This is a genomic window from Mycobacterium sp. 4D054, assembly GCF_052245755.1.
In the GTDB taxonomy this organism is placed as follows: Bacteria; Actinomycetota; Actinomycetes; order Mycobacteriales; family Mycobacteriaceae; genus Mycobacterium.
The window spans coordinates 38,303-64,848 of sequence record NZ_JBQQCF010000006.1 but is presented as its reverse complement, the minus strand read 5'-3'; the positions used below and the strand labels follow the sequence as shown (position 1 = coordinate 64,848).

Annotated in this window: 18 protein-coding genes, 1 tRNA gene and 1 pseudogene; 10 read left to right on the top strand and 10 right to left on the bottom strand. The window is 70.1% G+C overall.

What is annotated here, in order from left to right:
* Window positions 1-40 precede the first annotated feature (40 nt).
* Complete coding sequence (locus ACTWP6_RS06970; protein WP_443187209.1) at window positions 41-2,389, bottom strand: DEAD/DEAH box helicase; 2,349 nt, start codon at window positions 2,387-2,389, stop codon at window positions 41-43.
* A gap of 279 nt (window positions 2,390-2,668) precedes the next feature.
* Between ACTWP6_RS06970 and ACTWP6_RS06965 the strand changes: the two genes are divergently transcribed.
* The 3 genes from ACTWP6_RS06965 to topA all read left to right on the top strand — a co-directional run bounded on the left by ACTWP6_RS06965 (window position 2,669) and on the right by topA (window position 6,548).
* Window positions 2,669-2,872, top strand: coding sequence for a cold-shock protein (locus ACTWP6_RS06965; RefSeq protein ID WP_003882601.1), 204 nt, complete (start codon window positions 2,669-2,671; stop codon window positions 2,870-2,872).
* 131 nt (window positions 2,873-3,003) lie between these two features.
* The gene (locus ACTWP6_RS06960; protein WP_260755617.1) at window positions 3,004-3,594 is read left to right on the top strand and encodes a hypothetical protein; all 591 of its coding nucleotides are present in this window, start codon (window positions 3,004-3,006) and stop codon (window positions 3,592-3,594) included.
* Window positions 3,595-3,728: 134 nt separating this feature from the next.
* Window positions 3,729-6,548 carry a type I DNA topoisomerase gene (gene topA / locus ACTWP6_RS06955; RefSeq protein ID WP_443187208.1) on the top strand — a complete coding sequence of 940 codons (2,820 nt, stop codon included), beginning with the start codon at window positions 3,729-3,731 and terminating at the stop codon, window positions 6,546-6,548.
* Window positions 6,549-6,563: 15 nt separating this feature from the next.
* Here topA and ACTWP6_RS06950 read toward each other — a convergent pair whose 3' ends face one another.
* Window positions 6,564-8,165: an adenylate/guanylate cyclase domain-containing protein gene (locus tag ACTWP6_RS06950; protein ID WP_260755615.1), complete on the bottom strand. Its 1,602-nt coding sequence runs from the start codon at window positions 8,163-8,165 to the stop codon at window positions 6,564-6,566.
* Window positions 8,166-8,246: 81 nt separating this feature from the next.
* On the opposite strand from ACTWP6_RS06950, the gene ACTWP6_RS06945 reads away from it, so the two are divergent.
* Both ACTWP6_RS06945 and ACTWP6_RS06940 read left to right on the top strand, forming a co-directional pair.
* The gene (locus ACTWP6_RS06945; protein ID WP_260755614.1) at window positions 8,247-9,470 is read left to right on the top strand and encodes a DNA polymerase III subunit delta'; all 1,224 of its coding nucleotides are present in this window, start codon (window positions 8,247-8,249) and stop codon (window positions 9,468-9,470) included.
* 47 nt (window positions 9,471-9,517) lie between these two features.
* Window positions 9,518-9,593: transfer RNA gene (locus ACTWP6_RS06940), tRNA-Thr, on the top strand.
* Window positions 9,594-9,631: 38 nt separating this feature from the next.
* On the opposite strand, the gene ACTWP6_RS06935 is transcribed toward ACTWP6_RS06940, so the two are convergent.
* The 5 genes from ACTWP6_RS06935 to ACTWP6_RS06915 are packed head-to-tail and all read right to left on the bottom strand — an operon-like array spanning window position 9,632 to window position 18,972.
* On the bottom strand, window positions 9,632-11,407 hold the full coding sequence (locus ACTWP6_RS06935; RefSeq protein WP_443187261.1) for a hypothetical protein: 1,776 nt from the start codon (window positions 11,405-11,407) through the stop codon (window positions 9,632-9,634).
* Window positions 11,404-12,396, bottom strand: coding sequence for a UDP-glucose 4-epimerase GalE (gene galE, locus ACTWP6_RS06930; RefSeq protein WP_443187207.1), 993 nt, complete (start codon window positions 12,394-12,396; stop codon window positions 11,404-11,406). Before galE ends, ACTWP6_RS06935 begins: the two co-directional genes overlap by 4 nt.
* Window positions 12,393-13,673 carry a hypothetical protein gene (locus tag ACTWP6_RS06925; RefSeq protein ID WP_443187206.1) on the bottom strand — a complete coding sequence of 427 codons (1,281 nt, stop codon included), beginning with the start codon at window positions 13,671-13,673 and terminating at the stop codon, window positions 12,393-12,395. Before ACTWP6_RS06925 ends, galE begins: the two co-directional genes overlap by 4 nt.
* Window positions 13,670-15,016, bottom strand: a complete 1,347-nt coding sequence (locus ACTWP6_RS06920) for a M1 family metallopeptidase (RefSeq protein WP_260755611.1) — start codon at window positions 15,014-15,016, stop codon at window positions 13,670-13,672. The genes ACTWP6_RS06925 and ACTWP6_RS06920 overlap by 4 nt, the downstream gene beginning before the upstream one ends.
* Entirely contained in the window at window positions 15,013-18,972 is a 3,960-nt protein-coding gene (locus ACTWP6_RS06915; protein ID WP_443187205.1) for a Pls/PosA family non-ribosomal peptide synthetase, read from the bottom strand. Before ACTWP6_RS06915 ends, ACTWP6_RS06920 begins: the two co-directional genes overlap by 4 nt.
* A 220-nt stretch (window positions 18,973-19,192) precedes the next feature.
* On the opposite strand from ACTWP6_RS06915, the gene ACTWP6_RS06910 reads away from it, so the two are divergent.
* Together ACTWP6_RS06910 and ACTWP6_RS06905 are read left to right on the top strand one after the other, a co-directional pair.
* Window positions 19,193-20,230 carry a TerC family protein gene (locus ACTWP6_RS06910; protein ID WP_260755609.1) on the top strand — a complete coding sequence of 346 codons (1,038 nt, stop codon included), beginning with the start codon at window positions 19,193-19,195 and terminating at the stop codon, window positions 20,228-20,230.
* Between the two features lie 101 nt (window positions 20,231-20,331).
* A complete protein-coding gene (locus ACTWP6_RS06905; protein WP_443187204.1) occupies window positions 20,332-20,697 on the top strand; it encodes a hypothetical protein in 366 nt (121 codons plus the stop codon).
* On the opposite strand, the pseudogene ACTWP6_RS06900 reads toward ACTWP6_RS06905, so the two are convergent.
* The 3 genes and pseudogenes from ACTWP6_RS06900 to ACTWP6_RS06890 form a co-directional block, all read right to left on the bottom strand.
* Window positions 20,679-21,838, bottom strand: a pseudogene (locus ACTWP6_RS06900) (serine hydrolase domain-containing protein). The gene ACTWP6_RS06905 and the pseudogene ACTWP6_RS06900 sit on opposite strands and share 19 nt — an antisense overlap.
* A gap of 40 nt (window positions 21,839-21,878) precedes the next feature.
* Window positions 21,879-22,400: a 2-oxo-4-hydroxy-4-carboxy-5-ureidoimidazoline decarboxylase gene (locus ACTWP6_RS06895; RefSeq protein WP_260755607.1), complete on the bottom strand. Its 522-nt coding sequence runs from the start codon at window positions 22,398-22,400 to the stop codon at window positions 21,879-21,881.
* Between the two features lie 156 nt (window positions 22,401-22,556).
* Window positions 22,557-23,042, bottom strand: coding sequence for an inorganic diphosphatase (locus ACTWP6_RS06890; protein ID WP_260755606.1), 486 nt, complete (start codon window positions 23,040-23,042; stop codon window positions 22,557-22,559).
* A gap of 118 nt (window positions 23,043-23,160) precedes the next feature.
* Here ACTWP6_RS06890 and dacB point away from each other — a divergent pair, with 118 nt between their 5' ends.
* Genes dacB through tilS form a run of 3 tightly spaced genes read left to right on the top strand, consistent with a single transcriptional unit; the run spans window position 23,161 to window position 26,545 of the window.
* A complete protein-coding gene (gene dacB / locus ACTWP6_RS06885; protein ID WP_443187203.1) occupies window positions 23,161-24,534 on the top strand; it encodes a D-alanyl-D-alanine carboxypeptidase/D-alanyl-D-alanine endopeptidase in 1,374 nt (457 codons plus the stop codon).
* Window positions 24,531-25,592 carry a zinc-dependent metalloprotease gene (locus ACTWP6_RS06880; RefSeq protein WP_443187202.1) on the top strand — a complete coding sequence of 354 codons (1,062 nt, stop codon included), beginning with the start codon at window positions 24,531-24,533 and terminating at the stop codon, window positions 25,590-25,592. Before dacB ends, ACTWP6_RS06880 begins: the two co-directional genes overlap by 4 nt.
* A complete protein-coding gene (gene tilS, locus ACTWP6_RS06875; protein ID WP_443187201.1) occupies window positions 25,571-26,545 on the top strand; it encodes a tRNA lysidine(34) synthetase TilS in 975 nt (324 codons plus the stop codon). The genes ACTWP6_RS06880 and tilS overlap by 22 nt, the downstream gene beginning before the upstream one ends.
* Window position 26,546: the final 1 nt, after the last annotated feature.

Sequence of the window (26,546 nt, the reverse complement as noted above, 5' to 3'; positions counted from 1 at the left end):
GTTCGCGGCGCGGGGATCTCCGAGCCAGTTGGTGTCAGGTTCAGTCCAGCCGTGCCGTGAGCAGTCGCACGACCAGTCGCAGAACCCGCACGGCGCCGTCCTTGTCCAGAGGATCGTTTCCGTTGCCGCACTTGGGGGACTGCACGCACGACGGGCATCCCGACGGGCACTCGCACGCCTCGATCGCCGACGCGGTGGCCTCCCACCAGCGGTCCATCGTGGCGAACCCGCGTGCAGCGAACCCGGCCCCGCCGGGGTGGCCGTCGTAGACGAAGATCGACGGCAGCCCGTCGACGGGGCCGATCGCGGTCGAGACCCCGCCGATGTCGCCGCGGTCGCAACTGGCCACCAGCGGCAGCAGGCCGATCGCCGCGTGTTCGGCCGCGTGCAGCGCACCAGGTGTCCGCAGCGGGTCGATCCCGTTGTCCTGCAGCGCCTCCGGTGTGATGGTGCACATCACCGCCATCGTCTCCAGGCTGCGGGTGGGCATGTCGAGTTCGACGAAGTCGATCACTTCACCGTTCATCCGCCGCCGCAGATACCCCGTGACGGTGTTGCTCACCGACACCGGCACCAGACCCACTGTGACCGGCCCGAAGTCGGTGCGCTCACCGGGACCGGTAACGCTGATGTCGGTCAGCTCCCGGGCGAAGGTGGTGTAGCCGGGATCCTCGGCGTGCACGAACGCGACGCCGTCCTCGAAATCCAGAGAATCGACGACGTAACTCTCGCCCTGGTGCAGATACACCGCACCCGGGTGCACCGAGGACGACGCCTGGCCTGCGCCCGTGCTGCCCAGCATCCTGCCGGTGTCCGCCTCCAGGATCGCGATCTGTCCGCCCGTGGCGCCCCGGATATCCACCGCGGGGTGGGGGTCCAGGCCCGGCGCGGGGAAGTAGCCGCTGGGGCGGCGGCGCAGCAGGCCGTCGTCGACCAGGGATTCGGCCACCGCCTCGGCGCCCCACATCCGGACCTCGGTCTCGGTGAGCGGTAATTCAGTTGCTGCGCAGAGCAACTGCGGACCCAGCACGTAAGGGTTGCCGGGGTCGATGACCACCCGCTCGATCGGTTTGTCCAGCAGGGCCGCCGGATGGTGCACCAGGTAGGTGTCGAGCGGGTCGTCGCGGGCGATCAGCACGATCAGCGCGCCCTGCCCGCGACGGCCCGCGCGGCCGGCCTGCTGCCAGAACGACGCCACCGTCCCCGGAAAACCGGCCAGCACAACGGCATCGAGCCCGGCGATGTCCACGCCGAGCTCCAACGCGTTCGTCGTCGCCACGCCGCGCAGTTCGCCCTCGGTCAGCGCGCGCTCCAGCGCGCGGCGGTCCTCCGCCAGATAGCCGGCGCGGTAGGACGCCACCAGCGGCGCCAGCTCAGGTGCGGTGTCGGCCAATCGGTCCCGTGCGCCGAGCGCGGTGAGTTCGGCGCCGCGCCGGGAACGCACGAAAGTCAGCGTCCGGGCACCCTCGACGATCAGGTCGGCCATCACCCGGGCCGCCTCGGCGCCCGCCGAACGACGCACCGGGGCACCGTTCTCGCCGAGCAGATCGGTCATCTGCGCCGGCTCCCAGAGTGCGACGGTGCGGGCCCCCTGCGGCGACCCGTCCTCGGTCACCTCGACCACGGTCTGGCCGATCAGCTCCGACGCCGTCGCGGCGGGCTGGGCGGTGGTGGCGCTGGCGAAGATGACCGTGGGCCCGGCGAATTCGGAGCCGGCGGCCGAGTACCGCGCGCACAGCCGCAGCAGGCGGCGCAGCACCATCGCCACGTTGGACCCGAAAATGCCGCGGTAGTAATGGCATTCATCGACGACCACGTACTGCAGATGGCGCAGGAACACCGCCCAGCGGGCGTGGTTGCGCAGCAGCGACAGGTGGATCATGTCCGGGTTGGAGAAGATCCACCGGGACCGCTCGCGGGCGAAGCGGCGTACCTCGGAGGGGCTGTCGCCGTCGTACGGGCTCGGCGCGACGTCGGCCAGGCCGGGCACCGCGGCGGTGAGCGCGGTGGCCGCACGCAGTTGATCGTGGCCGAGTGCCTTGGTCGGGGACAGATAGAGCGCCCGCGCCCGCGGATTCTGCTTCAGCGCCGTCAATATGGGCAGTTGGTAGGCCAGTGACTTGCCCGAGGCCGTGCCGGTGCTCAGCACGACGTGCCGGCCGTCGCGGGCCAGCTCGGCGGCCGCCAGCTGGTGGGACCACAACGCCTCGACACCGCGATCACGGAACGCCCCCACCAGATCTGGGTCCGCCCATGCGGGCCACGCCTGCCGCCGGGCCCGTCTGGGCGCCAGATCCGCGACATGACGCAGCGGATGCTCGTCGGCGGCGGTTCCGTCGATGGCGCACGCGAGCAGTTCGCGGCCGAAATCCGGCCCCGGATCTGTCACGGCGGTCCCTCCAGGTGTTGTCCTACGTGAATTGTTCACTACGTGATGGCCGCGAGAACTGTCGCAGCTGGCCTGAACATGATTGACTTACGACGGTCGCAGCTTCTGTGTTCGTGTATCAGCACTCGCAGGAACGACGTTGCGATCGCGGTTCCTGCGAGGGTTGTAGGTCGGGTCGAGTTCCGAGCACTCCACGAAGGTATGGCGGTCGGAACGGGCCCGGCCTGCCGAAAGACGGCGGGCCGCACCCGGTGAATACAGAGAAGGAAAGTACGAAAGATGCCACAGGGAACTGTGAAGTGGTTCAACGCGGAGAAGGGCTTCGGCTTCATCGCCCCCGAGGACGGCTCCGCTGACGTTTTTGTCCACTACACGGAAATTCAGGGTTCCGGCTTCCGCACCCTGGAGGAGAACCAGAAGGTCGAGTTCGAGGTCGGCCAGAGCCCCAAGGGGCCCCAGGCCACCGGCGTTCGCGCCATCTGAGCGGGCCCCCAAGACCTCAAGACGCCCCCGCGCCGTCCTGCCGGACGACACGGGGGCGTTCTTCTCTTCACGCACGCCCGGGATGGCCGGGTAACGGGGCTGTGGGGCCCGGCTGCCCTAGTGTCTGTTCTGTGAGCCAGCTGTCCTTCTTCTCGGCCGAGTCGGTGCCCCCGGCGATCGCCGACCTGACGGGGATCCTGGCCGCGCCCGGACAGGCGGTGCTCGTCGGCGGCGCCACCGGAGCGGCCGCACGGCTGTCCGTGGTGGTGGACGCGTTGTGGCGGGCCGAGGGACTGGCCGAGATGATCGCCGAGGCCGGCCTGGACCCGGAGATCGCCCGGACCGACGAGAACACCCCGCTGGTGCGCACCGCGGTCGACGCCAGACTGGTCGTAATCGCCGCCGAGTGGACCAGGGGAGCGGTCAAGACGGTCCCCCCGCAGTGGCTGCCCGGGCCTCGGCAGCTGCGGGCCTGGACATTGGCCGCCGGGCGCCCCGAGGACGACCGCTACCTGCTCGGGCTGGACCCGCACGCGCCCGACACGCATCCGGCGCTCGCGTCGGCGATGATGAGGGTCGGGATCGCGCCGACTCTGATCGGCACCCGGGGGGCTCATCCTGCGTTGCGGATCAGTGGACGACGACGGCTATCGCGCCTGGTAGAGAACGTGGGGGAACCGCCGGAGCAGGATGGGGCGTTGTCGCAGTGGCCGAGGCTGTAACCGGCCGGAACAGCTCTGACGGGGCGGGGACGGTTTGCGTAGGCAGGCGCGGGGTGCCAAATTGTCACTTGCCGGGGCGGGACGCATGAGTAAGTGCATTTCGCGGGCAGCTGAAGAATTGGAGCTGGACAAAGGTGGCTGACGAGGACCGCGGCAGCGGACGTGTGCGGCGACTCGTGATCGTCGAGTCGCCGACCAAGGCGCGCAAGATTGCCGGTTATCTCGGCTCGAACTACATCGTCGAGTCCTCGCGCGGGCACATCCGTGACCTGCCGCGCAACGCAGCCGACGTCCCGGCCAAGTACAAATCCGAGCCATGGGCGCGCCTGGGCGTCGATGTGGAGCACAATTTCGAGCCGCTCTACATCATCAGTCCGGACAAGAAGAGCACGGTCGCAGACCTCAAAGACAAGCTCAAGAACGTCGACGAGCTCTATCTGGCCACCGACGGTGACCGCGAGGGCGAAGCCATCGCCTGGCACCTGCTGGAGACGCTCAAACCGCGCATCCCGGTCAAGAGGATGGTGTTCCACGAGATCACCGAGCCCGCGATCCGGGCGGCCGCCGAGGATCCCCGCGACCTGGACAACGACCTGGTCGACGCGCAGGAGACCCGTCGCATCCTCGACCGTCTCTACGGCTACGAGGTCAGCCCCGTGCTGTGGAAGAAGGTCGCGCCGAAACTGTCGGCCGGCCGGGTGCAGTCCGTGGCGACCCGCATCATCGTGCAGCGCGAGCGGGAGCGGATGGCCTTCCGCTCCGCCGACTACTGGGACGTCAGCGCCGAGCTGGACGCCAGCGTCTCCGACGCTTCGGCCAGCCCGCCGACCTTCACCGCCAAGCTCAACACCGTCGACGGTCGTCGGGTGGCCACCGGCCGTGACTTCGACTCCCTCGGCGCGGTCAAGAAACCCGACGAGGTGCTCGTCCTGGACGAGGCCGGCGCCAACGCGCTGGCCACCGGCCTGCGCGGCGCGCAGCTGGCCGTCACGTCGGTCGAGCAGAAGCCCTACACCCGCAAGCCGTACGCGCCGTTCATGACCTCAACACTGCAGCAGGAGGCGGGCCGCAAGCTGCGGTTCTCGTCGGAGCGCACGATGAGCATCGCTCAGCGGCTCTACGAGAACGGCTACATCACGTATATGCGTACCGACTCGACCACGTTGTCGGCCAGCGCTGTGGAAGCCGCACGCAATCAGGCTCGCCAACTCTACGGCGAGGAGTACGTGCATCCGACGCCTCGGCAGTACACCCGCAAGGTGAAGAACGCGCAGGAGGCGCACGAGGCGATCCGCCCCGCCGGCGACGTGTTCCAGACCCCCGGTCAGCTGCACAGCCAGCTCGACACCGACGAGTTCCGCCTCTACGAGCTGATCTGGCAGCGCACCGTCGCCAGCCAGATGGCCGACGCGCGCGGCACCACGCTGAGCCTGCGGATCGGCGGGAATGCCCGTTCCGGCGAGCAGGTCGTGTTCAACGCCAGCGGCCGCACCATCACGTTCCCGGGCTTCCTGAAGGCTTACGTCGAGAGCCTCGACGAGCAGGCCGGTGGGGAGGCCGACGACGCCGAGAGCAGGCTGCCGAACCTGACCCAGGGGCAGCGCGTCGACGCCAAGGATCTGACCGCCGACGGGCACAGCACCTCGCCGCCGGCGCGCTACACCGAGGCGTCGCTGATCAAGGCGCTCGAAGACCTCGGGATCGGCAGGCCGTCGACCTACAGCTCGATCATCAAGACCATCCAGGACCGCGGCTACGTGCACAAGAAGGGCAGCGCGCTGGTCCCGTCGTGGGTGGCGTTCGCGGTCATCGGTCTGCTCGAGCAGCATTTCGCGCGCCTGGTCGATTACGACTTCACCGCCGCGATGGAAGACGAACTCGACGAGATCGCTGCCGGTAACGAGCGACGCACCAACTGGCTCAACAACTTCTACTTCGGCGGCGAACACGGCGTCGACGGATCGATCGCCAGGGAGGGCGGGCTCAAGAAGCTTGTCGGCGGCAACCTGGAAGAGATCGACGCGCGAGAAGTCAACTCCATCAAACTCTTCGACGACGCCGAAGGCCGCGCGGTCAACGTCCGGGTGGGCCGCAACGGCGCCTACCTGGAGCGCATGATCGTCGGTGAGGACGGCGAGCCGACCCCACAGCGGGCCAACCTCAAAGACGAGCTGACGCCGGACGAGCTGACCCTGGAGCTGGCCGAAAAGCTGTTCGCCACCCCGCAAGAGGGTCGATCGCTGGGTGTCGACCCGGAGACCGGGCACGAGATCGTCGCCAAGGACGGCCGCTACGGACCGTACGTGACCGAGGTGCTGCCCGAACCCGGACCTGGAGACGACGGCGACGCCGGTGCGACGGCCAAGAAGGGCAAGAAGCCGACCGGGCCGAAGCCGCGCACCGGGTCACTGCTCCGGAGCATGGATCTGGAGACGGTGACGCTGCAGGACGCGCTCAAGCTGCTGTCGCTGCCGCGGGTGGTCGGTGTCGATCCGGCCAGCGGCGAGGAGATCACCGCGCAGAACGGCCGCTACGGCCCGTATCTGAAGAAGGGCACCGACTCCCGATCGCTGGCCACCGAAGACCAGATCTTCTCGATCACCCTCGACGAGGCGCTGAAGATCTACGCCGAGCCCAAACGGCGCGGCCGCCAGGGCGCGGCCACACCGCCGCTGCGCGAGCTGGGTGTCGACCCGGTATCGGAGAAACCGATGGTGATCAAGGACGGCCGTTTCGGGCCGTACGTCACCGACGGCGAGACCAACGCGAGCCTGCGCAAGGGCGACGACGTCATGTCGATCACCGATGAGCGGGCCTCCGAGCTGCTGGCGGACCGCCGCGCCCGGGGCCCGGTGAAGAAGAAGGCCACCAAGAAGGCCCCGGCGAAGAAGGCGGCCAAGAAGACCCCGGCGAAGAAGGCCGCGGCGAAGAAGGCCGCGGCGAAGAAGGCCTGAGCCTCTGTCGGCGGGTTACTGCGAGACGTCGCTGGCGACTTCCTGGCCGACGTCGTGCGGCGAGATCAGGTTGAGCGGGCGGGCGAGCTGGGTCGGGGCGGTACGACCGCGCAACTCGACGATCTCGCCGACATCCCAGCACAGCGCCTCGGCGTCGAGCGCGTCGGCGACGGCGATCGACGATGCCAGCACGTGCCCGGGTTCGAGTTTGGCCAGCTCGGTGAGCCGGGCGGCCTCGTTGACGGGGTCGCCGATCACGGTGTACTCGAACCGCGCCTGCGCGCCGATGTGGCCGGCGATCGCCCGGCCCGCGGACACCCCGATACCGAACTCGGTCTCACCGAGCACCCGGATCAGTTCGTCGTGCAGCTCGCGGGAGGCCGCCAGCGCCGCCCCGGAGGCGTCGGGATGTTCGATCGGCGCGCCGAAGATGGCCAGTGCCGCGTCGCCCTGGAACTTGTTGACGAAGCCGCCGTGCCGGTTGACCGTGTCGACGACGACGCGGAAGAAGTCGTTGAGCAGGTTCACCACCTCGGCGGCGGGCCGGGTCGCGGCCAAGTGGGTTGATCCCACCAGGTCGACGAACAGCACCGCGACGTCGCGTTCCTGACCGCCGAGCTCGGTGCCCCGCTCCAGGGCCCGGCGGGCGACGTCCTCACCGACGTAGCGGCCGAACAGGTCGCGCAGGCGTTGCCGTTCGGCCAGGTCGCGCACCATGTCGTTGAAGCCGGCCTGCAGCAGGCCCAGCTCGCTGGCGTCGTAGATCTGCATGTGGGCGTTGTAGTTGCCGCGCTGCACCTCGCCGAGAGCCCAGCGGAGCTGGCGCAGCGGGTCGGCGATCGACATCGCGACCAGCACGGTGCTGGACAGCCCGATGACCAGCGCCACGATCGCCAGCAGCAGGATCGTGGTGCTCAGCCGGTCGGCGGGAGCGGTGAGCACGTCGAACTTGCTTGCGACCAGCGCCAGCAGGATGGCCAGGACCGGAACGCCGGTGGACAGCACCCACGTCAGGACCTGGCGCAGGATGACGCCCGGGGCGCGGAAGTTCTCCGGCACGCCGCCGCGCAGCGCGGCCACCGCGACCGGCCGCAGCACCCGCTCGGATTGCAGGTATCCGATGATCGCGGTGGCCGTGGCGCCCAGGCCCGTCGCGACCGCCACCACCGGCGCGGACTTGCTGGCGACCGGCCAGCTGGCCACGATGAAGACCACCGAGCCGAGCAGCCAGTTCGTCGCGCTGATCACCGACCGGTAGAACGGCATCTTCAGCGCCCGCATGCGGGCGACCTCGGTTTCGGCGGGGTCGCGGTCGCCGAGCAGCATGTCGCGGCGCTGCCAGCGCATCACCGGAATCAGCATGCGCAGGGTCAGGTACGAGGCCACGGTGAACGAGATGAACAGGTAGCCGAGGAAGATCGCCAGGTTGTAGGCGGGCAGGTCCTGCAGCTGGATGCGGTCCTCCGGCGGGAGCCCGAACCGCAGGAAGCCCAGGACCAGCAGAGCGCCGATGATGTCGGCCTGCAGCATGCCCAGCGTGAACACCGGCCACGGTGTACGCGCGACCCAGCGGACGAATGCACTGATTCGTCCCACTTCGATCGGTTCGGCGGCCACCCGAATACCGTATCGGGCTCTCCTGACGCGGAAGGGGCGTCTGGGACGGACGTGTCGGTTCGCAGCATTACTGTTATCGCGATGGCCGGGGTTTTCTCGCGACTGGTGGGTCAGGACGCTGTGGAGCAGGAGTTGATCGCGGCTGCTCGCGCGGCACGCGGTGATTCCGCTCACATCGCCGGTAACGATGTGAGCGCCGCGCTCGGGACGATGACGCACGCGTGGTTGATCACAGGTCCGCCTGGGTCCGGCCGGTCGGTCGCGGCGCTGTGCTTCGCCGCCGCGCTGCAGTGCACCTCCGACGGCACCCCCGGATGCGGCGAGTGCCGGGCGTGTTCGACCACGATGGCCGGCACCCACGCCGACGTGCGCCGCATCATCCCGGAGGGCCTGTCCATCGGCGTGGACGCGATGCGCACGATCGTGCAGATCGCTTCGCGCCGTCCCGGGACGGGCCGCTGGCAGATCGTGGTGATCGAAGACGCCGACCGCTTGACCGAGGGCGCGGCCAACGCGCTGCTGAAGGTGGTCGAGGAGCCCCCGCCGTCGACGGTGTTCCTGTTGTGCGCGCCGTCGGTGGATCCCGAGGACATCGCGATCACGCTGCGGTCGCGCTGCCGCCACGTCGCGCTGGTCACCCCGCCCGTGGAGGCCATCGCCAAGGTGCTGATGGAGGCCGACGGACTCCCGGAGCGCGACGCGGTGTGGGCCGCGTCGGTCAGTGGCGGTCACGTCGGCCGGGCGCGCCGGCTGGCCACCGACGACCAGGCCCGGGATCGACGCAAACGCGCACTCGGGCTGGCGCGGGACGCGGCGACGCCGTCGCGGGCGTACGCGGCGGCCGAGGAGTTGGTGGCCACCGCCGAAGCCGAGGCGAAGGCGCTGACCGAGGGTCGCAACGAGGCCGAGGCCGAGGAGCTGCGCACCGCGCTGGGTGCGGGCGGAACCGGCAAGGGCACCGCCGGCACCATGCGCGGCGCCGCCGGCGCACTCAAAGACTTGGAGAAACGCCAGAAGTCCCGGCAGACGCGGGCGTCGCGCGACGCGCTGGACCGCGCACTGATCGACCTCGCGACGTACTTCCGGGACGCCCTGCTGGTGGCTTCCGGTGCCACCGACGTGGCCCCCAACCACCCGGACATGGCCGACAAGGTGGCCGCGATGGCCGCGCACGCCTCGCCGGACAAGCTGCTGCGCTGCATCGAGGCCGTGCTCGAATGCCGCGAGGCGCTCGCGGTCAACGTCAAGCCGAAGTTCGCGGTCGACGCGATGGTCGGCACCGTCGGGCAGGCGCTGCGCAGCTGAGTTGGGTCGCCGGGAGGCCCTGCCGTAGACTCATCCCGCCCGACAGCGCCGCCTTAGCTCAGTCGGTAGAGCGATTCACTCGTAATGAATAGGTCGGGGGTTCGATTCCCCCAGGCGGCTCCATGTTCCACCCGCACCGCGTCGATGCGCCCGGTCCGGGGTCAGACCGGCGCGACGAACCCGACCGGGCCCGAGGCCACACACACCGACAGGGCCGCGGTGTTGGCGCTGACGGTGATCGCGTCGCCGGCGCCGGGCACCCGCACGTAGACCCGGTTGAGTCCCGGCCGTACCGGGACCCTGACGTCCTCCCCCTCCGACAGTGACACCGTGATCGAGCCGTCGCTGTTGCCCAGGTAATTCAGTTCGACCGTCCAGTCGGCGGGCAGCAGCGGTCCGTCCAGCGGCATACGGACCGGGAAATCGGGCTGCACCAGATATCCGCACTGCGGGTCGGGTCCCTGACGGATGCTGCGGACCCACGTCACCAGCGCGTCGACGAGATTCCCGTGGACATCGAGCATGCGCAGATCGGTGGTGGCCGAGGCGAACTCGGGACGGTCGGGCAGCAGCGCGAACATGTGCGAGACCAGGTTCTCCGGCCAGGCCACCCGCTGCAGCACCAGCGGGTCCACCTCCTGATCGAGCATCGGCGCGTCCGATGACGCCCGCGCCCGCGCCAACCCGGCCCGCGCGTTCTGCAGATACGGCTGCGCGGGGTTGTCACGCCAGCTGGTCAGAAAGGTCGATGTCGAGTACAGGCTGCTGGCCACGAAAACCGTTGCCGCACAAACTGTTATGACGGTTCGACGGGTGGAGTGGTCGAGCCCGCGCGGGCTCTCCCGGTTGGGCGCGCACAGCCCGACGGCGGCCAGCAGCGCCAGCACCACGACCAGATCGGGCAGGTACCGCAACGTCTGGGCCAACTCCAGCGCGGTGAACCGCGACGAGCGCATCAGATAGATCGGAACCTGACAGACCACCGCGTAGCCCGGCGCGGCCAACCACACCGGGCCGAGGCGCCGCTTGCGTGACAGCGACACCGCGACCACCGCGCCGAGGGCCAGCCAGCCGAGCACCATCACCGTCACCGGCGGCGTCGCCCACGGCGACGCCGGAGCCCACCGCTGCCAGTCCCACGGCCCGCCGACCAGACCGGGCACGATGCCGTGGGTGAAGGAGCGGGACAACAGATCCCACGTCATCGCGAGGTCGAAGCTCCACCGCTGCTGGTCGACAACCAGCAGATAGACCCCGATCCAGGCCACGGTCAGCGCGGCCGTCGCGGTCCACAGCGCCAGGCCGCGGCGCCACACCTCGCGGACCGTGGCCGTGGCCGTCACATATCCGTACAGCGCCACGACCACGAACGCGACGAACGGGATGATCGCCGACTTCTCGAAGAACAGCAGCGCACCCAGGAACACGATCGCGCCGGACCACGCGTGGCGCCGGTCTCCGGTGCGCACCAACAGGATCGCCTCGGCGCACACCCACGACATCCCGGCCAGCATCGGCAGCGAGTTCAGCCCCGCGGCCCACCACGCAAATCCGGGTACCGCCAGCGGGGTGAACAACGCGAACGTCAACGGCACCAGTAACACCGGGCGCCAGCCCAGGATCACATACAGCGCGCGCAGCAGTGCCAGCGAGGCCAGCAACGCGAGGACGACCAGGCTCACTGCCGGCCAGATCCAGTTCAGCGGCGACAGGCGGGTGATCACCCCGGCGACCAGGAACGCCCCGGGCATCACGTGCCCGTCGTGGTCGTCGAAGAGGTAGCCCGGCGACCACAGCGGCTGGGTGCCCGCCCGCCCCACGAGAATGAGGTCGTCCCAGTAGAAGTAGCCGCCGAACGCCAGCACCGCCCGGATCACCAACTGCAGCGCGATCAGCGCCACCGCGGTGCGGCCGACCCAATTGTGCGCGGCTGTCAGGAGACCGCCCCGGCAGTGGGATACGCCGGCCCGGCTGCCCGGCGTGCTGACCACGCCGACGCCACCATGTCGGTCAGCGAATGCCGCATCCGCCAGTCCAGATCGCGCGCGGCCAGCTCGCCGACCGCGACGATGCGGGCCGGGTCACCGGGCCGGCGCGGCGCGACCTCAGGCTCGAAGTCGACGCCGGTCACCGCGCGCATCGTGGTCATGATCTCCCGCACCGAGGTCCCCGACCCGCTGCCGAGGTTGTAGACCGGCTCGACGGATTGCCCGTCGTCGAGGCGGCGGGCGGCCGCGACATGGGCGGCGGCGATGTCGCAGACGTGGACGTAGTCGCGCACGCAGGTGCCGTCCGGGGTGGGGTAGTCGTCGCCGTTGATCCGCGGGGTCTGGCCGCTCAACAGCATGTCGAACACCTTCGGGAACAGGTTGAACGGGCTGACATCGAATACGTCGTCGGAACCGGACCCGACGACGTTGAAGTAGCGCAGGCTGGTGTGGCGCAATGCGGTGGCGATGCCGATGTCGCGCAGCAGCCACTCGCCGATCAGCTTGCTCTCCCCGTAGGGCGACTCCGGCCGGGTGGCGGTGGTCTCGTCGACGACCTCGGTGTCCGGGGTCCCGTAGGTCGCCGCGCTCGAGGAGAACACCACCTTCTCGATTCCGGCGGCCGTGGCCGCGTCCAGCAGCGTGACCATCGCGGACACATTCTGCTGATAGGTGTGCAGCGGCCGGTGCACCGACTCGCCGGCGTACTTGTAGCCGGCGATGTGAATGATTCCGCTCACGCCGTACTCGGCCAGCGTCGCCCGCACCGCAGCCGCGTCGAGCAGGTTCGCCTGCACGAACGGCACCCCGCCCGGGACGAACTGTGCGAGGCCGGTGGACAGGTCGTCGATCACGACGACGCCCAGCCCGGCGCCGCGCAGTGCCCGCACCACATGTGCGCCGATGTATCCGGCGCCGCCGGTCACCAACCAGGTCACGGTGTCTCCTTCGTCGTCGCTCGCGGGGAATCGAGTGGTCGGTATGCCACCGTAACGAGTGCGCCCAGATGCACGGCGATGCCCAGCAGCGGACCGCACAACAGCGCCACCACCGTGCGCACCTCCAGATCGAGCGGGAGCAGCAGCAACAGCGCCGACGCCACCGTCGCGATCACCCACCCGGCGGCATAGGCGCGGTGCAGCGCCGCTGCCACAGTGGCCGCTCCCGTCAGCGTCAACAACGCGATCGCGACCGCCGCCGCGGTCAACCAGGCCAGCAGGCTGCCGTCGGCGTGGTACCGGGGCCCGAACGCCTCGCGCAGCAGCCACGGCCCGAACGCGCCAGCCAGCACGACGCCGACGGCCCCCAGCGTGGCGACCGCCGCTGACGGGGCGACGAGCGCCCTGAGCCGGTGGGCGCGCTGGTCGACGAAGTGGGCGATCAGATTGCCCTGCATCGCGGTCAGCGGGACCAGCAGCGGCGCCCGCGTCAGGGTCACCGCCAGGATCACCACTCCGCCGGCGGCGCCGAGGTCGCCGGAGGTGGCCTTGAGCAGTACCGGAAAACCCATCACCAGCACCGCGCTGGCGCCGGCCGCGGCGATCGAGTGTCCGGCGCCGCGCAGGAAGGTGACCGTCCCTCCGGGTGTCAGCAGCCGGGCCGCCGCCCGGGCGCCCGGGGACACCGGCAGCATCAGCAGCCAGGCGAACGCCCCCGCGACCGTCGCCCACAGATAACCGCCAAGGCCCCAGCCCAGCGCGAAGGTCGCCGCGGCGACCACCACCCGCAGCACCGCGTCGGCGACCATCAGCGCGCCGTACTCCGACCAGCGGTTCATCCCGGCCAGCGCGCCCAGCAGCGTGGTGTGCAGGCAGAAGCCGGCCAGGCCCGCAGTGAGCAGCAGCACGCTCAGTGTGCGCGCGTCGGCGAACACGTGACCGGACCACACCGGCGCCGTCACCGCGATCACCGCGGCGGCCCCGAGCCCGACGCCCGCGGCGACCCGCATCGGGTGGGTGCGCTTGCCGTCCGGGGCCGCCGACGGTGACCGCACCTCGCGGGTGGTCTCCTGCAGCAGCCCGAACGCGGCGCCGCTCACGAGCCCGAACGCGCCCCAGAACACCCCGAACACCGAGAACCCGGCGGGTTCGAGGTCTCGGGCCGCCAGATACAACACCGCGTAGCCGCACAGCGCCGACAGCGCCGTCGCGACCCCCACCCGGACCACGCTGCCCCGGGTGACCGCGCCGGAAGGTCCAGCCGTCGCGTCGGTCACGTCCCGGCGTCCAGCGCAGGGACCTCCGGTGTGTACAGCCACGCCGTCCACAGCGGGCGCAGCGAATCGTCGGTGTACTGGGCGGCCAGGCCTACGAAGTCGTCGGTGACGACGCTGGCGTGCCGGTACCGATTCGCCCAATCCTTCAGCAGCGCAAAGAAAGCCGTGTCGCCGAGGCGGCGGCGTAACGCGTGCAGGGTCAGCGCGCCGCGCTTGTAGACGCGGTCGTCGAACATGTCGCGCGGGCCGGGGTCGGCCAGCACCAGGTTCTGCGGAGAGTTCTTGAGCCGATCGTGGTAGTGGCGGGCCCACTGATCGGCCGTGCGGTCACCGCTGTGCTCGGACCACAGCCATTCGGCGTAGCAGGCGAAGCCTTCGTGCAACCAGATGTGGCGCCAGCGTTGCACGGTGACCGAGTTGCCGAACCACTGGTGCGCCAGCTCGTGGGCGATCAACCGCTCGGATCTGCGGTTGCCGTCGCAGTGGTTGGCGCCGAAGATCGAAATGCCCTGTGCCTCAAGGGGTATCTCGAGGTCGTCATCGGTGACCACCACGGTGTAGCCGGTGGCCAGGGGGTATGGCCCGAACAGCTTGGTGAACAGCTTCATCATCTGCGGCTGGCGGCCGAAGTCGTGGTCGAACTCCTCGCGCAGCCGGTCGGGCAGCACCGCGAACATCTCCACGCCGTTCTTGGCCATGCGGTGCCGCCCGTACATGCCGACCTGCAACGTAATCAGGTATGTCGAGGTCGGCTCGGCCTGTTCATAGACCCAGGTGGTCATTCCCGCACGGGCCCGACGGTCCAGCAGCTTGCCGTTGGCCAGCGCGAAATAGGGGCTCTCGGTGGCGATTTGGACGCGGAAGCTGGCCTTGGCGCTGGGATGGTCGTCGCACGGGAACCACGAGGACGCACCGTTGGGCTGGCCGGCGACCAGCACCCCTTCGGTGAGCTCCTCGAAACCGACCTCGCCCCACAGGGATCGGATGGGCCGCGGGGTACCGCCGTAACGCACTCCGACGGTCAACGCCGCCCCCGCGGGCAGACGGTCGCTGAGGCTGATGTGCAGCTTGCCGTGCGAGGCCCGGAACTGGGCCGGCCGTTTGCCGTTCACGGTGACCTTCGCGACCGACAGCGCGTCGGACAGGTCCAGGGTGAACGTCTTGAGCTCGGCCAGCGTGACCGCGGTGATGGTGGCCGTGCCCGAGAGCCGGTTGATCGCCACCTTGTACTCCAGCTCGAGCTCGTAGCGCGACACCCGGTAGCCGAAGTTGCCCGAGCCGGGCAGGTACGGGTCGATGACCGGCGCGGTGCCCTTCTTGGCGGCCCTCTTGCGCGCCGTCACGCGGCCGTAGACTTCTTGGACTTGGATTCCGAAGTCTCCGAACGCTTCTTGCGTGACGGCAGCCACGGTGCGATCGGATTGCCCTGCCACCGGGTCGACGGGGGCACCTCGTCGCCGCGCATCACCAGCGACGCGGGCCCGACGGTGGCGCCTGCCCCGATGCGCGCCGCCGGCAACGCGACGCAGTGCGGCCCGAGCGTCGCACCCCGATCCAGCGCCACGGTGTCCATCCGCATGATCCTGTCGTGGAACAGATGGGTCTGCACCACGCAGCCGCGGTTGACGGTGGCGCCGTCGGCCAGCGTCACCAGATCGGCCTCGGGCAGCCAGTACGTCTCACACCACACGCCACGTCCGATCTTCGCGCCCAGGGCCCGCAACCACAGGTTCATCACCGGCGTACCCGATGCCGCGCGCGCGAACCACGGTGCCGCCACCGTCTCGACGAAGGTGTCCGAGACCTCGTTGCGCCACACGAACGGCGACCACAGCGGGTGCTCGATCGCGCCGATCCGGCCCACCACAAGCCATTTCGCGAGTACGGCGACAGCTCCGGCGACCGCGCCGGCGCCCAGCAGGACCGGTGCGGTGGCCAACGCCGCCCACACCCATCCGAACGTCACCACCAGATACTGCAGCACGAGCAGCACCGCGATCCCGATCGCGAAGGTCACCACCAGCGGCACGAATCGGAACGTCTCCACGACGGCGCGCAGCACCTTCAGCCGCGCCGACGGATGGAACGTGCGCAGCGCGTCGGCCGCGGTCGGCTTGCGGCGCAACCGCACCGGCGGGCTGCCCAGCCACGACGAACCGGCCTTGGCCTTGTGCGGGGTGGCCGACAGCACGGCCACCAGACCGTCGTCGGGCACGCGGCGCCCGGGCTGGGTGATCCCCGAGTTGCCCAGGAACGCCCTTTTGCCGACGGTGGCGGGGGCGACGTGGATCCAGCCGCCGCCGAGTTCGTAGGACCCGACCATGGTGTCATCGGCCAGGAACGCGCCGTCCTCGACCACGGTGAACTTCGGGATCACCAGCGCCGTCGAGATCTCGGTGCCCTTGCCGACCTTCGCGCCGAGCAGTCGAAGCCACCACGGGGTCAGCAGACTGGCGTAGATCGGGAACAGGTAGTTGCGCGCGCCGTCCATCAGACGTTCGATAGCCCACAGCTGCCAGCCCGGGCGGCTGCGCACCGGGTGGTAGCCGTCGTCGAGCCCGACCGACAGCATCCGCACCCCCAGCACGGTGAGTACCGCGTACACCAGCAGCGCCGCCGCGGTGGCCGGCACCAGCCACAGCAGTGCCGGCCCGATCGCCGCCGTCACCGTCGCGGTGCCGCGCACACCCCAGCCGATCACGGCCAGCCCGGCGGCCAGCGCCGCCAGCGGCAACGCAGCCAGCAGCACCGACGTCACGCCGTACACGGCCACCCACAGCGGCGCCCTGGGCGGGCGGTGATCCGGCCACGGATGCCTGGCCTTGCCCGATTTCACCGCCGGCGAGCCCTTCCAGTACTGGCCGTTCTTCACCTTGCCGACCACGGCCGAACCGGGTGCGACGTCAGCGTTCTTGCCGACCACGGCCCCGGGCAGCAGCGTGGTCCGCGCCCCGACGGTCGCGTCGTTGCCGACGGTGATCGGGCCGACGTGGAACTGGTCGCCGTCGATCCAGTGTCCGGCCAGGTCCACCTCGGGCTCGATGGAACAGCGGTGTCCGAGGGTCAGCATGCCCGTCACCGGCGGCGCCGAGTGCAGGTCGACGCCGTTGCCGACGCTGTTGCCCAGCGCCCGGGCGTAGTAGACCAGCCACGGCGCCCCGGCCATGTTCTCCGCGCCGCTGGCCTCGGCCAGTCGTTCGGCCAGCCACACCCGCAGATGGGTGGGCCCGCCGCGGCGGTAGGTGCCGGGTTGCAGGTTGCCGATCAGCACCCGCGCGCCGAACACCGCGATGCTCATCCGGCCCGGCGGGGTCACGAACAGCAGGAAGCCGGCCAGGATCCACCACCAGCTGACCGGACGCACCCAGTCGGCGAGGTGCAGCGCCGCCGCGGCGTTGTTGGCGACGGCCAGCCACACCATCCACTGCATGCCGGTCAGCAGCGCCAGCGGCACGGTCAGCGCCACCTGCGCGGCCTGCGTCAGCCGAGGCACCGGCGCGACCTCGCGAGTGGTGACCACCGGGGGCGGCTCCAACTCGTCGAGGTAACCGGCCAGCGACCCCAGCCGCGGATGGTCGTAGACGTCGGCGACGGTGACCTGCGGATAGTGTTGTCGCAGCGCGGCGACCAGCTGGGCAGCCGACAGCGAACCGCCGCCGAGGGCGTAGAAATCCGCCTCGGGCCCGTCGACGGGCGCCGCGAGCACCTCCCGCCACACCCCGGCCAGCCAGCCGAGCGTGCCGCCGCCCAAGTCGGTACCCTGCTCGGCATCCGCGTCGCCGACGGGCCAGGGCAGCGCGTCGCGGTCGACCTTGCCGGACGTGCGGGTGGGCAGTTCGTCGACCACCACCAGACGCGGAACCAGCGCCGCGGGCAGGGACTCCGCCAGCCGGGCCCGGGCGGTGGCGACGTCGAACTCGCCGTCCAGATCCGGGGCGACCGCGATGTAGCCGACCAGCAGCGGTGTCCCGGACGCGGTGCGCCGCACCGCCGCGGCGCCGCCGGTGACCTCGGGCAGGTGCACCAGCGCGGTGTCCACTTCGCCGAGCTCGATGCGGCGGCCGCCGACCTTGACCTGGTCGTCGGCGCGGCCGACGAAATACAGACCGTCCGGTTCCAGCCGCACCAGGTCCCCGCTGCGGTACGCGCGACTCCAATGCCCGTGTCCGGCCAGAGTGGGCATGGGCGCGTATTTCTCGGAGTCCTTGTCCTGGTCGAGATAGCGGGCCAGGCCGACACCGCCGATGACGAGCTCGCCGACCTCGCCGAGGCCGACCGGCCGGCCGTCCTTGTCGACCACGGCCAGGTCCCAGCCGGGAAGCGGCAGCCCGATGCTGACCTGCCCGCCGGAACCGTCCAGACGTGCCGCACACGCTACGACGGTCGCCTCGGTCGGCCCGTAGGTGTTCCACACCTCGCGGCCGGCCGAGTCGGGGCCGGCGGCGAGCCGCTCGGCGAGTTCGGGCGGACAGGCCTCGCCCCCGAAGATCAGCAGCCGCACCGACTCCAGTGCCTCGGCCGGCCACAGCGCCGCCAGCGTCGGCACCGTCGACACGACGGTGATGTCCCGGGACACCAGCCACGGTCCGAGGTCCATCCCGCTGCGCACCAGCGACCGGGGCGCGGGCACCAGACAGGCCCCGTGCCGCCATGCCAGCCACATCTCCTCGCACGACGCGTCGAACGCCACCGACAGGCCCGCCAGCACCCGGTCGCCCGGGCCGAGCGGATTGTCCTTGAGGAACATCTGCGCCTCGGCGTCGACGAATGCCGCCGCGCTGCGGTGGGTGACGGCCACCCCCTTGGGCGTGCCGGTCGAACCCGACGTGAAGATGATCCATGCGTCGTCGCGGGTCAGTGGCGCCGTCGCGCGCCAGCCGCGCGACGAGCCGGGCCCGCGCACCAGGCCGCGTTCGGTGATCACCGCGACCACCTGGGCCTCGGTGAAGACCAGGTCGGCGCGCTCCTGCGGATCGTCGGCGTCGACGGGCACGTACGCCGCGCCGGTGGCCAGGGTCGCCAGGATCGCGACGTAGAGCGCGTAACTGCCGGACGGCATCCGGATCCCGATGCGGTCGCCGCGGCCGATCCCGCGGGCCCCCAGCCAGGCCACGCTGTCCTCGACGTCGGCGACGAGCTCGGCGTAGGTGAGCTGCACGGTCCCGTCATCGAGCGCCGGCGCGTCGGGGTACCGGCGCGCGGTGTCGTAGAGGATGTCGATGAGCGTGCGGGGCGGGGGAGCGAACTCCGACAGCAGGTATTGAGTGGGGATCTCAGGAGTTCGATCCGCGGCCGTCACGGGTACAAACTACTCAGCGTTCGGAGTCGCCTCACGCCCCTGGGCCGCTCATTTCGCGTGTCGGGCGACCGACTGGCACAATGAGCCGCTTGGAGGGGAGTATTCCTTCGCCACGGTGTCGTCATCACGTCGTCCCACCTGGGATGACCGGTGCCGTGGGCCTACCGCCGCAGGCGGTGGTGGAAGAGACCTCCGGCGTTTGACGACGACCGGAGGTTTGATGAACGTAAGTGGTCTCGAGTGGGGCATCACGCTCACCGTGACAATCGCGATCCTGCTGTTCGACGTGATCGTGATCGGGCGTCGCCCCCACGAGCCGCCTCGGCGTGAGACGGCCACGGCCCTGACGTTTTATGTCGGCCTGGCGATCGCGTTCGGGCTGTGGACCTGGTTCTTCCACGGCAGCCAGTACGGTGTGGAGTTCTTCGCGGGCTGGCTCACCGAATACAGCCTGTCGGTGGACAACCTGTTCATCTTTCTGATCATCATGGCCAGCTTCAACGTGCCGAAGATCTACCAGCAGCAGGCGCTGCTCGTCGGCATCATCCTGGCGCTGATCTTCCGCGGCATCTTCATCGCGCTCGGCGCGGTGGCCATCAACCAGTTCTCGTGGGTGTTCTACATCTTCGGCGCGTTCCTGCTCTACACCGCGATCAAGCTGGTCAAGGACACCGACCACGACGACGACGCCGACAACGCGGTGGTGCGCTTCGCGCAGAAGCGGATGAAGTTCACCGACCAGTGGGACGGCCTGCGGTTGTGGGTGAAAGAGAACGGCCAGCGGCTGATGACGCCGATGTTCCTGGTCATCGTCGCGTTGGGTACCACCGACCTGCTGTTCGCGCTCGATTCCATCCCGGCGATCTACGGTCTGACCCGCGAGCCGTACCTGGTGTTCACCGCCAATGTGTTCGCCCTGATGGGGCTGCGGCAGCTGTACTTCCTGCTCGGCGACATGCTCAAGCGGCTGGTGTACCTTTCGCAGGGGCTGGCGTTCATCCTGGGCTTCATCGGGATCAAGCTGCTGTTGCACGCGCTGCACGAGAACGAGTTGCCGTTCATCAACGGCGGCGAGCACGTGCCGGTGCCGGAGATCCCGACACTGCTGTCCCTCGGCGTGATCGTGGTCACGCTGCTGATCACGACTGCGGCCAGCCTGTACAAGACCCGCGTGCACGACGTACGCAAGAACGGCAGCTCAAACGGGGTCTCCGAGGAGAAGGCCGTGCCGGATCCGCATCACGACCCGAGCCGCTGAGCGTGCGATTGTTGCACTCTCGCTGATCACAACGCTGGGTCGCGCCCGGCAGCGCTGGATAGCGTGGCCGGGTGCGGCTATTCGTGGCAGATGACGGTGGCGTGAGCGAGCTGACCGACGGCGACCAGCAGATCGTCCGGGTGGCGGCCAAGGACCTGCAGCACGCCCGGCGGGTGCGGGCCCGGATCCGCGCCGGCGCCGACGACGTCGCGGTGATCCTGGACGTCACCGTCGCCGTCGCAGGCGATTTCCGGTCGGCGCAGCAGGTGCTGGGTCCGGCCGATTCCGGGACGGTGCACTACGCCGGCACCGTGGACGGTCTGGCAGGACTGATCGCCGACATCGCGTCGGCGGAGGTGGCCGACGGCGTGACTCTGATTCCGGCCACTCCCCGTCAGGATCTCGGCACGGTGGGCCGCGACGTGCTCGGCCGCCTCGCCGCGCGCGATCAGCCGCGCGCGTCCTGAAGCGCGGCGTCGATCAGCGCCGCGTAGCGCACCGTGCGGGCGGTGCCGGTGGTGCCCTCGCCCATCTTGTTCATCACGTAGGCGAACGTCGCCCGCCGGTCGAGGTCCATCACCACCAGGGAACCGCCCCAGCCGCCCCACCAGCAGACGGTGCCGGCCGGGACAGCCCGCACGCGCTCGGGCGTGGGCAGGCCGAATCCGATGCCGAAGCGCAGCGGCACGAACAGCACCTGATCCATGCCGTGGGACTGTTCGGTGAAGATCAGCTCGATGGTGCTCGGGCCGAGCAGCCGGACCCCGTGCGCACTGCCGCCCAGCGAGACCGGAGTCAACGCACGGACCAGCCCGCGGGCGTTGCCGTGGCCGTTGGCGCCGCCGATGTCGGCCCGTCGCCACGCGTCGGTCTCGGCGTGGGCCACGCCGTACGCGCCGGGCGGGAACGCCGCGAACGTCCTGACCGCCGGGTGGTCGGGCGGCAGCTTGCCCACGCCGCGGTCGCGCGGTGGGGGGCGACCAACTCGGCGATACGGGACGCGTCCTCGGGCCGCGCCCCGATCTGCACGTCGGCCGACAGCGGCGCCGCGATCTGCTCGGCGACGAAATCCTTCAGTGTCGTGCCGGTGATACGGCGCACCAGCTCGCCGATCAGGTGGCCGTAGTTCATGGCGTGGTAGCCCGACGCGGTCCCCGGCGGCCACCACGGCGCCTGCGCGGCCAGGTGCGCCGTCGCCGTGGCCCAGTCGTAGATGTCCTCCACCCCAAACGGTGTCTGCCACCCCGACACCCCGGACGTGTGGGACAGCAGGTGGCGCACCTCGATGCTGGCCTTGCCGTTGGCGGCGAACTCCGGCCAGTAGCGGGCGACGGGGGAGAAAGGGTCGAGTTCGCCGCGGTCGACGAGCATCAGCGCCGCCAGCGCGGTCAGCGTCTTGGTGCAGGACCAGAAGTTGACGATCGTATCTTGTTGCCAGTCAACGGTTTTCGCCCGGTCGGCGTGGCCGGCCCACATGTCGGCGACCAGTTCGCCGTCGACGTCGACGGCGATCGACGCCCCGAGCTCCTCCCCGGCGGCGACCTCGTCGGCCAACGCCTCGGCCAGCGCGTCGAAGCGGGGATTCCAGCGGCCGGACACCTCACCCATGGCAGAGACATTAGGCGCACCCGCCGGGCCTGGGGCGAGCTCACCAGTTGTCGTAACCGCCCTCAGGGCCCAGCATGCGCTCGAGCCGGGTCCGGTTGATCCGCGCCAGCTCGTTGCGGACCACCTTGCGTTCGGTCTCGTAGTCGTTGTGTAGCCGGTCCCGCATGGTCTCAAGAACCACGTCGGCGCCGTAGCCGTTGATGAACATCACGAAGCCGAACCCGAAATGATTGAGGTACTTCTTCGACGCGGTCGCGAGTTCGGCCATCACCTCGGGACGTTCGTCGGTGATCGCACACTGCTCGGCTTGGGACTTCTCGCTGCCCGGCCGTCTGCCCACGTCCGGGTAGGCCTGCAGGATCGAGTCGATCGACTCCTCGCTCAGCCCGAACAGCAGGGTGTCGGCGAAGCGGAACAACCGGTCGTGGGTGTCGAACGGCCGGGCGCGGGCCAGGTCGGCGGCCAGCGGCACGCTGTAACAGCATTCGAAGACCGCGTGGACGGCGCGGCGCATCGGAAGGGCGTTGAAAGCGTCCAGCCCGATCCCCTGATGCAGCAACACACCGCAATGATCGGCCGGTCAAGCGGCGCAGGCGTTACACCGTGTTACAGCCACGCAAATTCGCGCAGGGGCGCCGCCACACCTGCGCGAGCAGACACAAAATCGCACGAAATCGGGTCCGATGGTGCGAGTTTGTGTCTGCTCGCGAGGGGGAGGTCAGTGCCCTTCGGCCTTGAAGCGCTCGATCGAGCGCTGTACCTCGGCCTCGGCCTCCTCGCGGCCCACCCAGTCGGCGGCCTTGACGAACTTGCCCGGCTCCAGGTCCTTGTAGTGCACGAAGAAGTGCTTGATCGCGTCGAGCTCGAAGTCCGACACGTCGCCGATGTCCTGGATGTGGTCCCAGCGGGGATCGGCGAGCACGCACAGCACCTTGTCGTCGCCGCCCTTCTCGTCTTCCATCCGGAACATGCCGACGGGACGGGCCTCGACGATGCACCCCGGGAACACCGGCTCGGGCAGCAACACCAGCGCGTCCAACGGATCGCCGTCCTCGCCGAGGGTGTCCTCGATGTAGCCGTAGTCCGTCGGATAGCCGAACGAGGTGAACAGGTAGCGGTCCAGCTTCACCTTGCCGCTGTCGTGGTCCACCTCGTACTTGTTGCGGGAACCCTTCTGGATCTCGATGAGGACATCGAACTGCACGCCGTGACTCCTACTGTGCTGGGGCGGGGGCGTCGGCTGACGACGCGGGTTAACCCTAAACGAGGGATACGCTGCTCTACAGGGGTGGCTCGGCCAGACGATCGAGATCAGGAGAAACATGCGGCCCACGCGGTGGCGGCGATCCACGTATGTGGTCGTCGGGGCGGTGGTTCTGCTGCTCGTCGTCGTGGTCGTCGCGGCCGCCGCGTTGGTGGCCACCGGGCAGAGGGCCGACCAGGTCGCCGTCGAGCCGGCGCCCGCCCCGGCGACCGCGGCACCGGCCGTCGAACCGGTCTCGGATTCCGCCGACAAACCCACCCCCGAAGGCCTGACCCGCGCGCTGCGCGAGGTGCTGGCCAATCCCGATCTGGGCAGGTTCACCGGACGCATCACCGACGCGCTGACCGGTGAGCAGCTGTGGGCGCAGGGCGCCGGGGTGCCGATGCAGCCCGCGTCGACGAACAAGCTGCTGACCGCGGCAGCAGCGCTGCTGACCCTGGACCGCGACGTCAGGTTGACCACGCGCGTGCTCTCCACGACGCCGGGCGTGGTGGTACTCGTCGGCGGCGGCGACCAGACCCTGTCGGCCGCGCCCCGCAACGTCGACACCTGGTATCGCGACGCGGCGCGGATCGTCGATTTGGCCGACCAGGTGCGCCGCAGCGGCGTCGACGTCACGACCGTCCAGGTCGACGTCAGCGCCTACACCGGACCGACCATGGCGCCCGGCTGGGACCCGCTGGACATCGACGGCGGCGACATCGCGCCGATCGAGTCGATCATGCTCGACGGTGGCCGGACACAGCCGGTGAGTGTCGAATCGCGGCGGTCCAGGACACCGGCGTTGGACGCGGGCCGGGCGCTGGCCGTGGCGCTGCGGCTCGATCCGGCCAAGGTCACGGTGACGACCTCGGCGTCCCGCGGCACCGAGATCGCATCGGTGCAGTCGCCGCCTCTGATGCAACGGCTGCGCGACATGATGAACTTCTCCGACAACGTGATGGCCGAATCGATCGGCCGCGAGGTCGCCGCCGCGACCGGTGAGCCGCAGAGCTTCGCCGGCGCGTCTCGCGCAGTGCTGGGCGCCCTGGAAGACGCCGGTATCGACACCGCCGGCGCGCGGCTGCTGGACTCCAGCGGTCTGTCGGTCGACGACCGGCTGACCGCCGAGACGCTCGACGAAGTGGTGCAGGCCGCGGCGGGTGACGACGAGCCCGCGCTGCGCCCGCTCGTGGACCTGCTGCCCATCGCCGGAGGCAGCGGCACCCTGTCCAACCGGTACCTCGACAGCGAGGACGGCCGCGCCGCAGCGGGATACCTGCGGGCCAAGACGGGCTCGCTGACCGGCACCAACTCACTGGCCGGGATCGTGACCGGAGAGAGCGGGCGGGTGCTGACCTTCGCGCTGCTGTCCAACGACGCCGGCCCGACGGGGCGCACCGCCCTCGACGCGTTCGCCGCGACGCTGCGGACCTGCGGATGCCGCTCATGAGCGCGGCGTCGAAGTCCGGGCTCACCGTCGGTCGCGCGGTGGACTGGAAGCTGGCCGCCGCGCTCGGCGGCAAATTGGCCCGTCCTGAGCCGCCGGCCACCGAGTACACCCGCAGGCAGGTCGTCGACCAGCTCGCCGAGGCGGCCCGCGCCTCCGAGCTGCCGGTGCGGGAGACGACCGGCCTGATCGAGGGCGGCGAGATCCCCGAGGCCCGGGTGCTCAACCGTCCCGAGTGGATCCGCGCTGCGGCGCAGTCGATGCGGGTGATGACAGGCGGGCAGGGCGACGACGTCAGACCCCACGTGCTGACCGGCCGCATCGCCGGCGCGCAGACCGGGGCGGTGCTGGCCTTCGTGTCGTCGGGGATCCTCGGCCAGTACGACCCGTTTGCGGCCGGCGGCGGCGAACTGTTGCTGGTGTACCCGAACGTGATCGCCGTCGAGCGTCAACTTCGGGTGCTGCCCAAGGACTTCCGGATGTGGGTGTGTCTGCACGAGGTTACCCACCGGGTGCAATTCCGGGCCAATCCGTGGCTGGCCGACCACATGTCGAAGGCGCTGGCGGTGCTGACCGAGGACGCCGGCGACGACCTGCCCCAGATGGCGGGCCGGCTCGCCGAGTACGTGCGTGACCGCCGCACCAAAGCCGATGAGCAGGAACCGAATTCGGGTGGGATTCTCGGTCTTCTGCGGGCCGTGCAATCCGAGCCGCAGCGGCAGGCGCTGGACCGTCTGCTGGTGCTGGGCACCCTGCTCGAAGGGCACGCCGAACACGTGATGGACGCCGTCGGCCCTGCCGTGGTGCCGTCGGTGGCCTCGATCCGGCACCGGTTCGATCAGCGCAGGCAACGCAAACAGCCACCGCTGCAACGACTGCTGCGCGCACTGCTGGGTGTCGACGCGAAACTGAGTCAGTACACCAGGGGCAAGGCGTTCGTCGACCACGTGGTGGGCAGGGTCGGTATGGCCCGCTTCAACGCGGTCTGGACCGACGCCGAAAGCCTGCCGCTGCCCACCGAGATCGACGAACCGCAGCGATGGATCGACAGGGTGCTGTAGCCGCGCTGCGCACCGCGCTGACCGGTTTCCTCGGTGACCATCCTGACGTGTCCGGGCCGTGGTGCGTCGCCTTGTCCGGCGGCCCCGATTCGCTGGCTCTGACGGCGGTCGCGGCGGCTCTGCGGCCGACCACGGCGTTGATCGTCGATCACCGGCTGCAGCCGGATTCCGACCGCGTCGCGGCGACAGCGCGCGGTCAGGCGCTGAGCCTGGGATGTGTTGGGGCACAGGTTCTCCCGGTCGACGTCGGCACGCACGGCGGTCCGGAGGGCGCGGCCCGCGCCGCCCGGTACGCCGCGCTCGACACCGCTCGGCACGGCGCGCCGGTACTGCTCGCGCACACGCTCGACGACCAGGCCGAGACGGTGCTGCTCGGTCTGGGCCGGGGCTCGGGCGCCCGCTCCCTGGCGGGGATGCGCCGCTACGACCCGCCGTGGTGCCGGCCGCTGCTGGGGATCCGGCGCGAGGTCACCCACCGGGCGTGCGACGAGCTCGGCCTGCCCGCGTGGCAGGACCCGCACAACAGCGACCCCCGCTACACCCGGGTGCGGCTGCGCGCCGAGGTGCTTCCGCTGCTGGAGGACGTGCTCGGCGGCGGCGTGGCCGAAGCGCTGGCCCGCACGGCCACCGCGCTGCGTGAGGACACCGACGCCCTCGACAACCTCGCGGCGCAGACCTTCGTCGCCGCGGGCGGCGCCGGCCTGCCCGTCGCCGCGCTGACGCCGCTGCCCGCTGCGGTGCGGCGCAGGGTGATCCGGCGCTGGCTGCTCGCAGGGGGCGCGTGCGAGCTCACCGACAAGCAGATCCGCGCCGTCGACGCGCTGGTCACCGACTGGCGCGGGCAGGGCGGCGTGGCGGTGCCCGGCGGAGTTCCCCGCGAACGGTTGTTCGCCGGCCGCCGCCGCGACGTGCTGACCCTGTACCGCGAACCGGTCGCCGAGCGGCACCGCTAGG

Bases quoted from the DNA above. Each gene is read 5' to 3' on its own strand.
- ACTWP6_RS06965 (WP_003882601.1), top strand. From the start codon at position 2,669: ATGCCACAGGGAACTGTGAAGTGGTTCAACGCGGAGAAGGGCTTCGGC.
- dacB (WP_443187203.1), top strand. From the start codon at position 23,161: ATGCGGCCCACGCGGTGGCGGCGATCCACGTATGTGGTCGTCGGGGCG.
- tilS (WP_443187201.1), top strand. From the start codon at position 25,571: ATGGATCGACAGGGTGCTGTAGCCGCGCTGCGCACCGCGCTGACCGGT.
- ACTWP6_RS06910 (WP_260755609.1), top strand. From the start codon at position 19,193: ATGAACGTAAGTGGTCTCGAGTGGGGCATCACGCTCACCGTGACAATC.
- ACTWP6_RS06945 (WP_260755614.1), top strand. From the start codon at position 8,247: ATGGCCGGGGTTTTCTCGCGACTGGTGGGTCAGGACGCTGTGGAGCAG.
- ACTWP6_RS06880 (WP_443187202.1), top strand. From the start codon at position 24,531: ATGAGCGCGGCGTCGAAGTCCGGGCTCACCGTCGGTCGCGCGGTGGAC.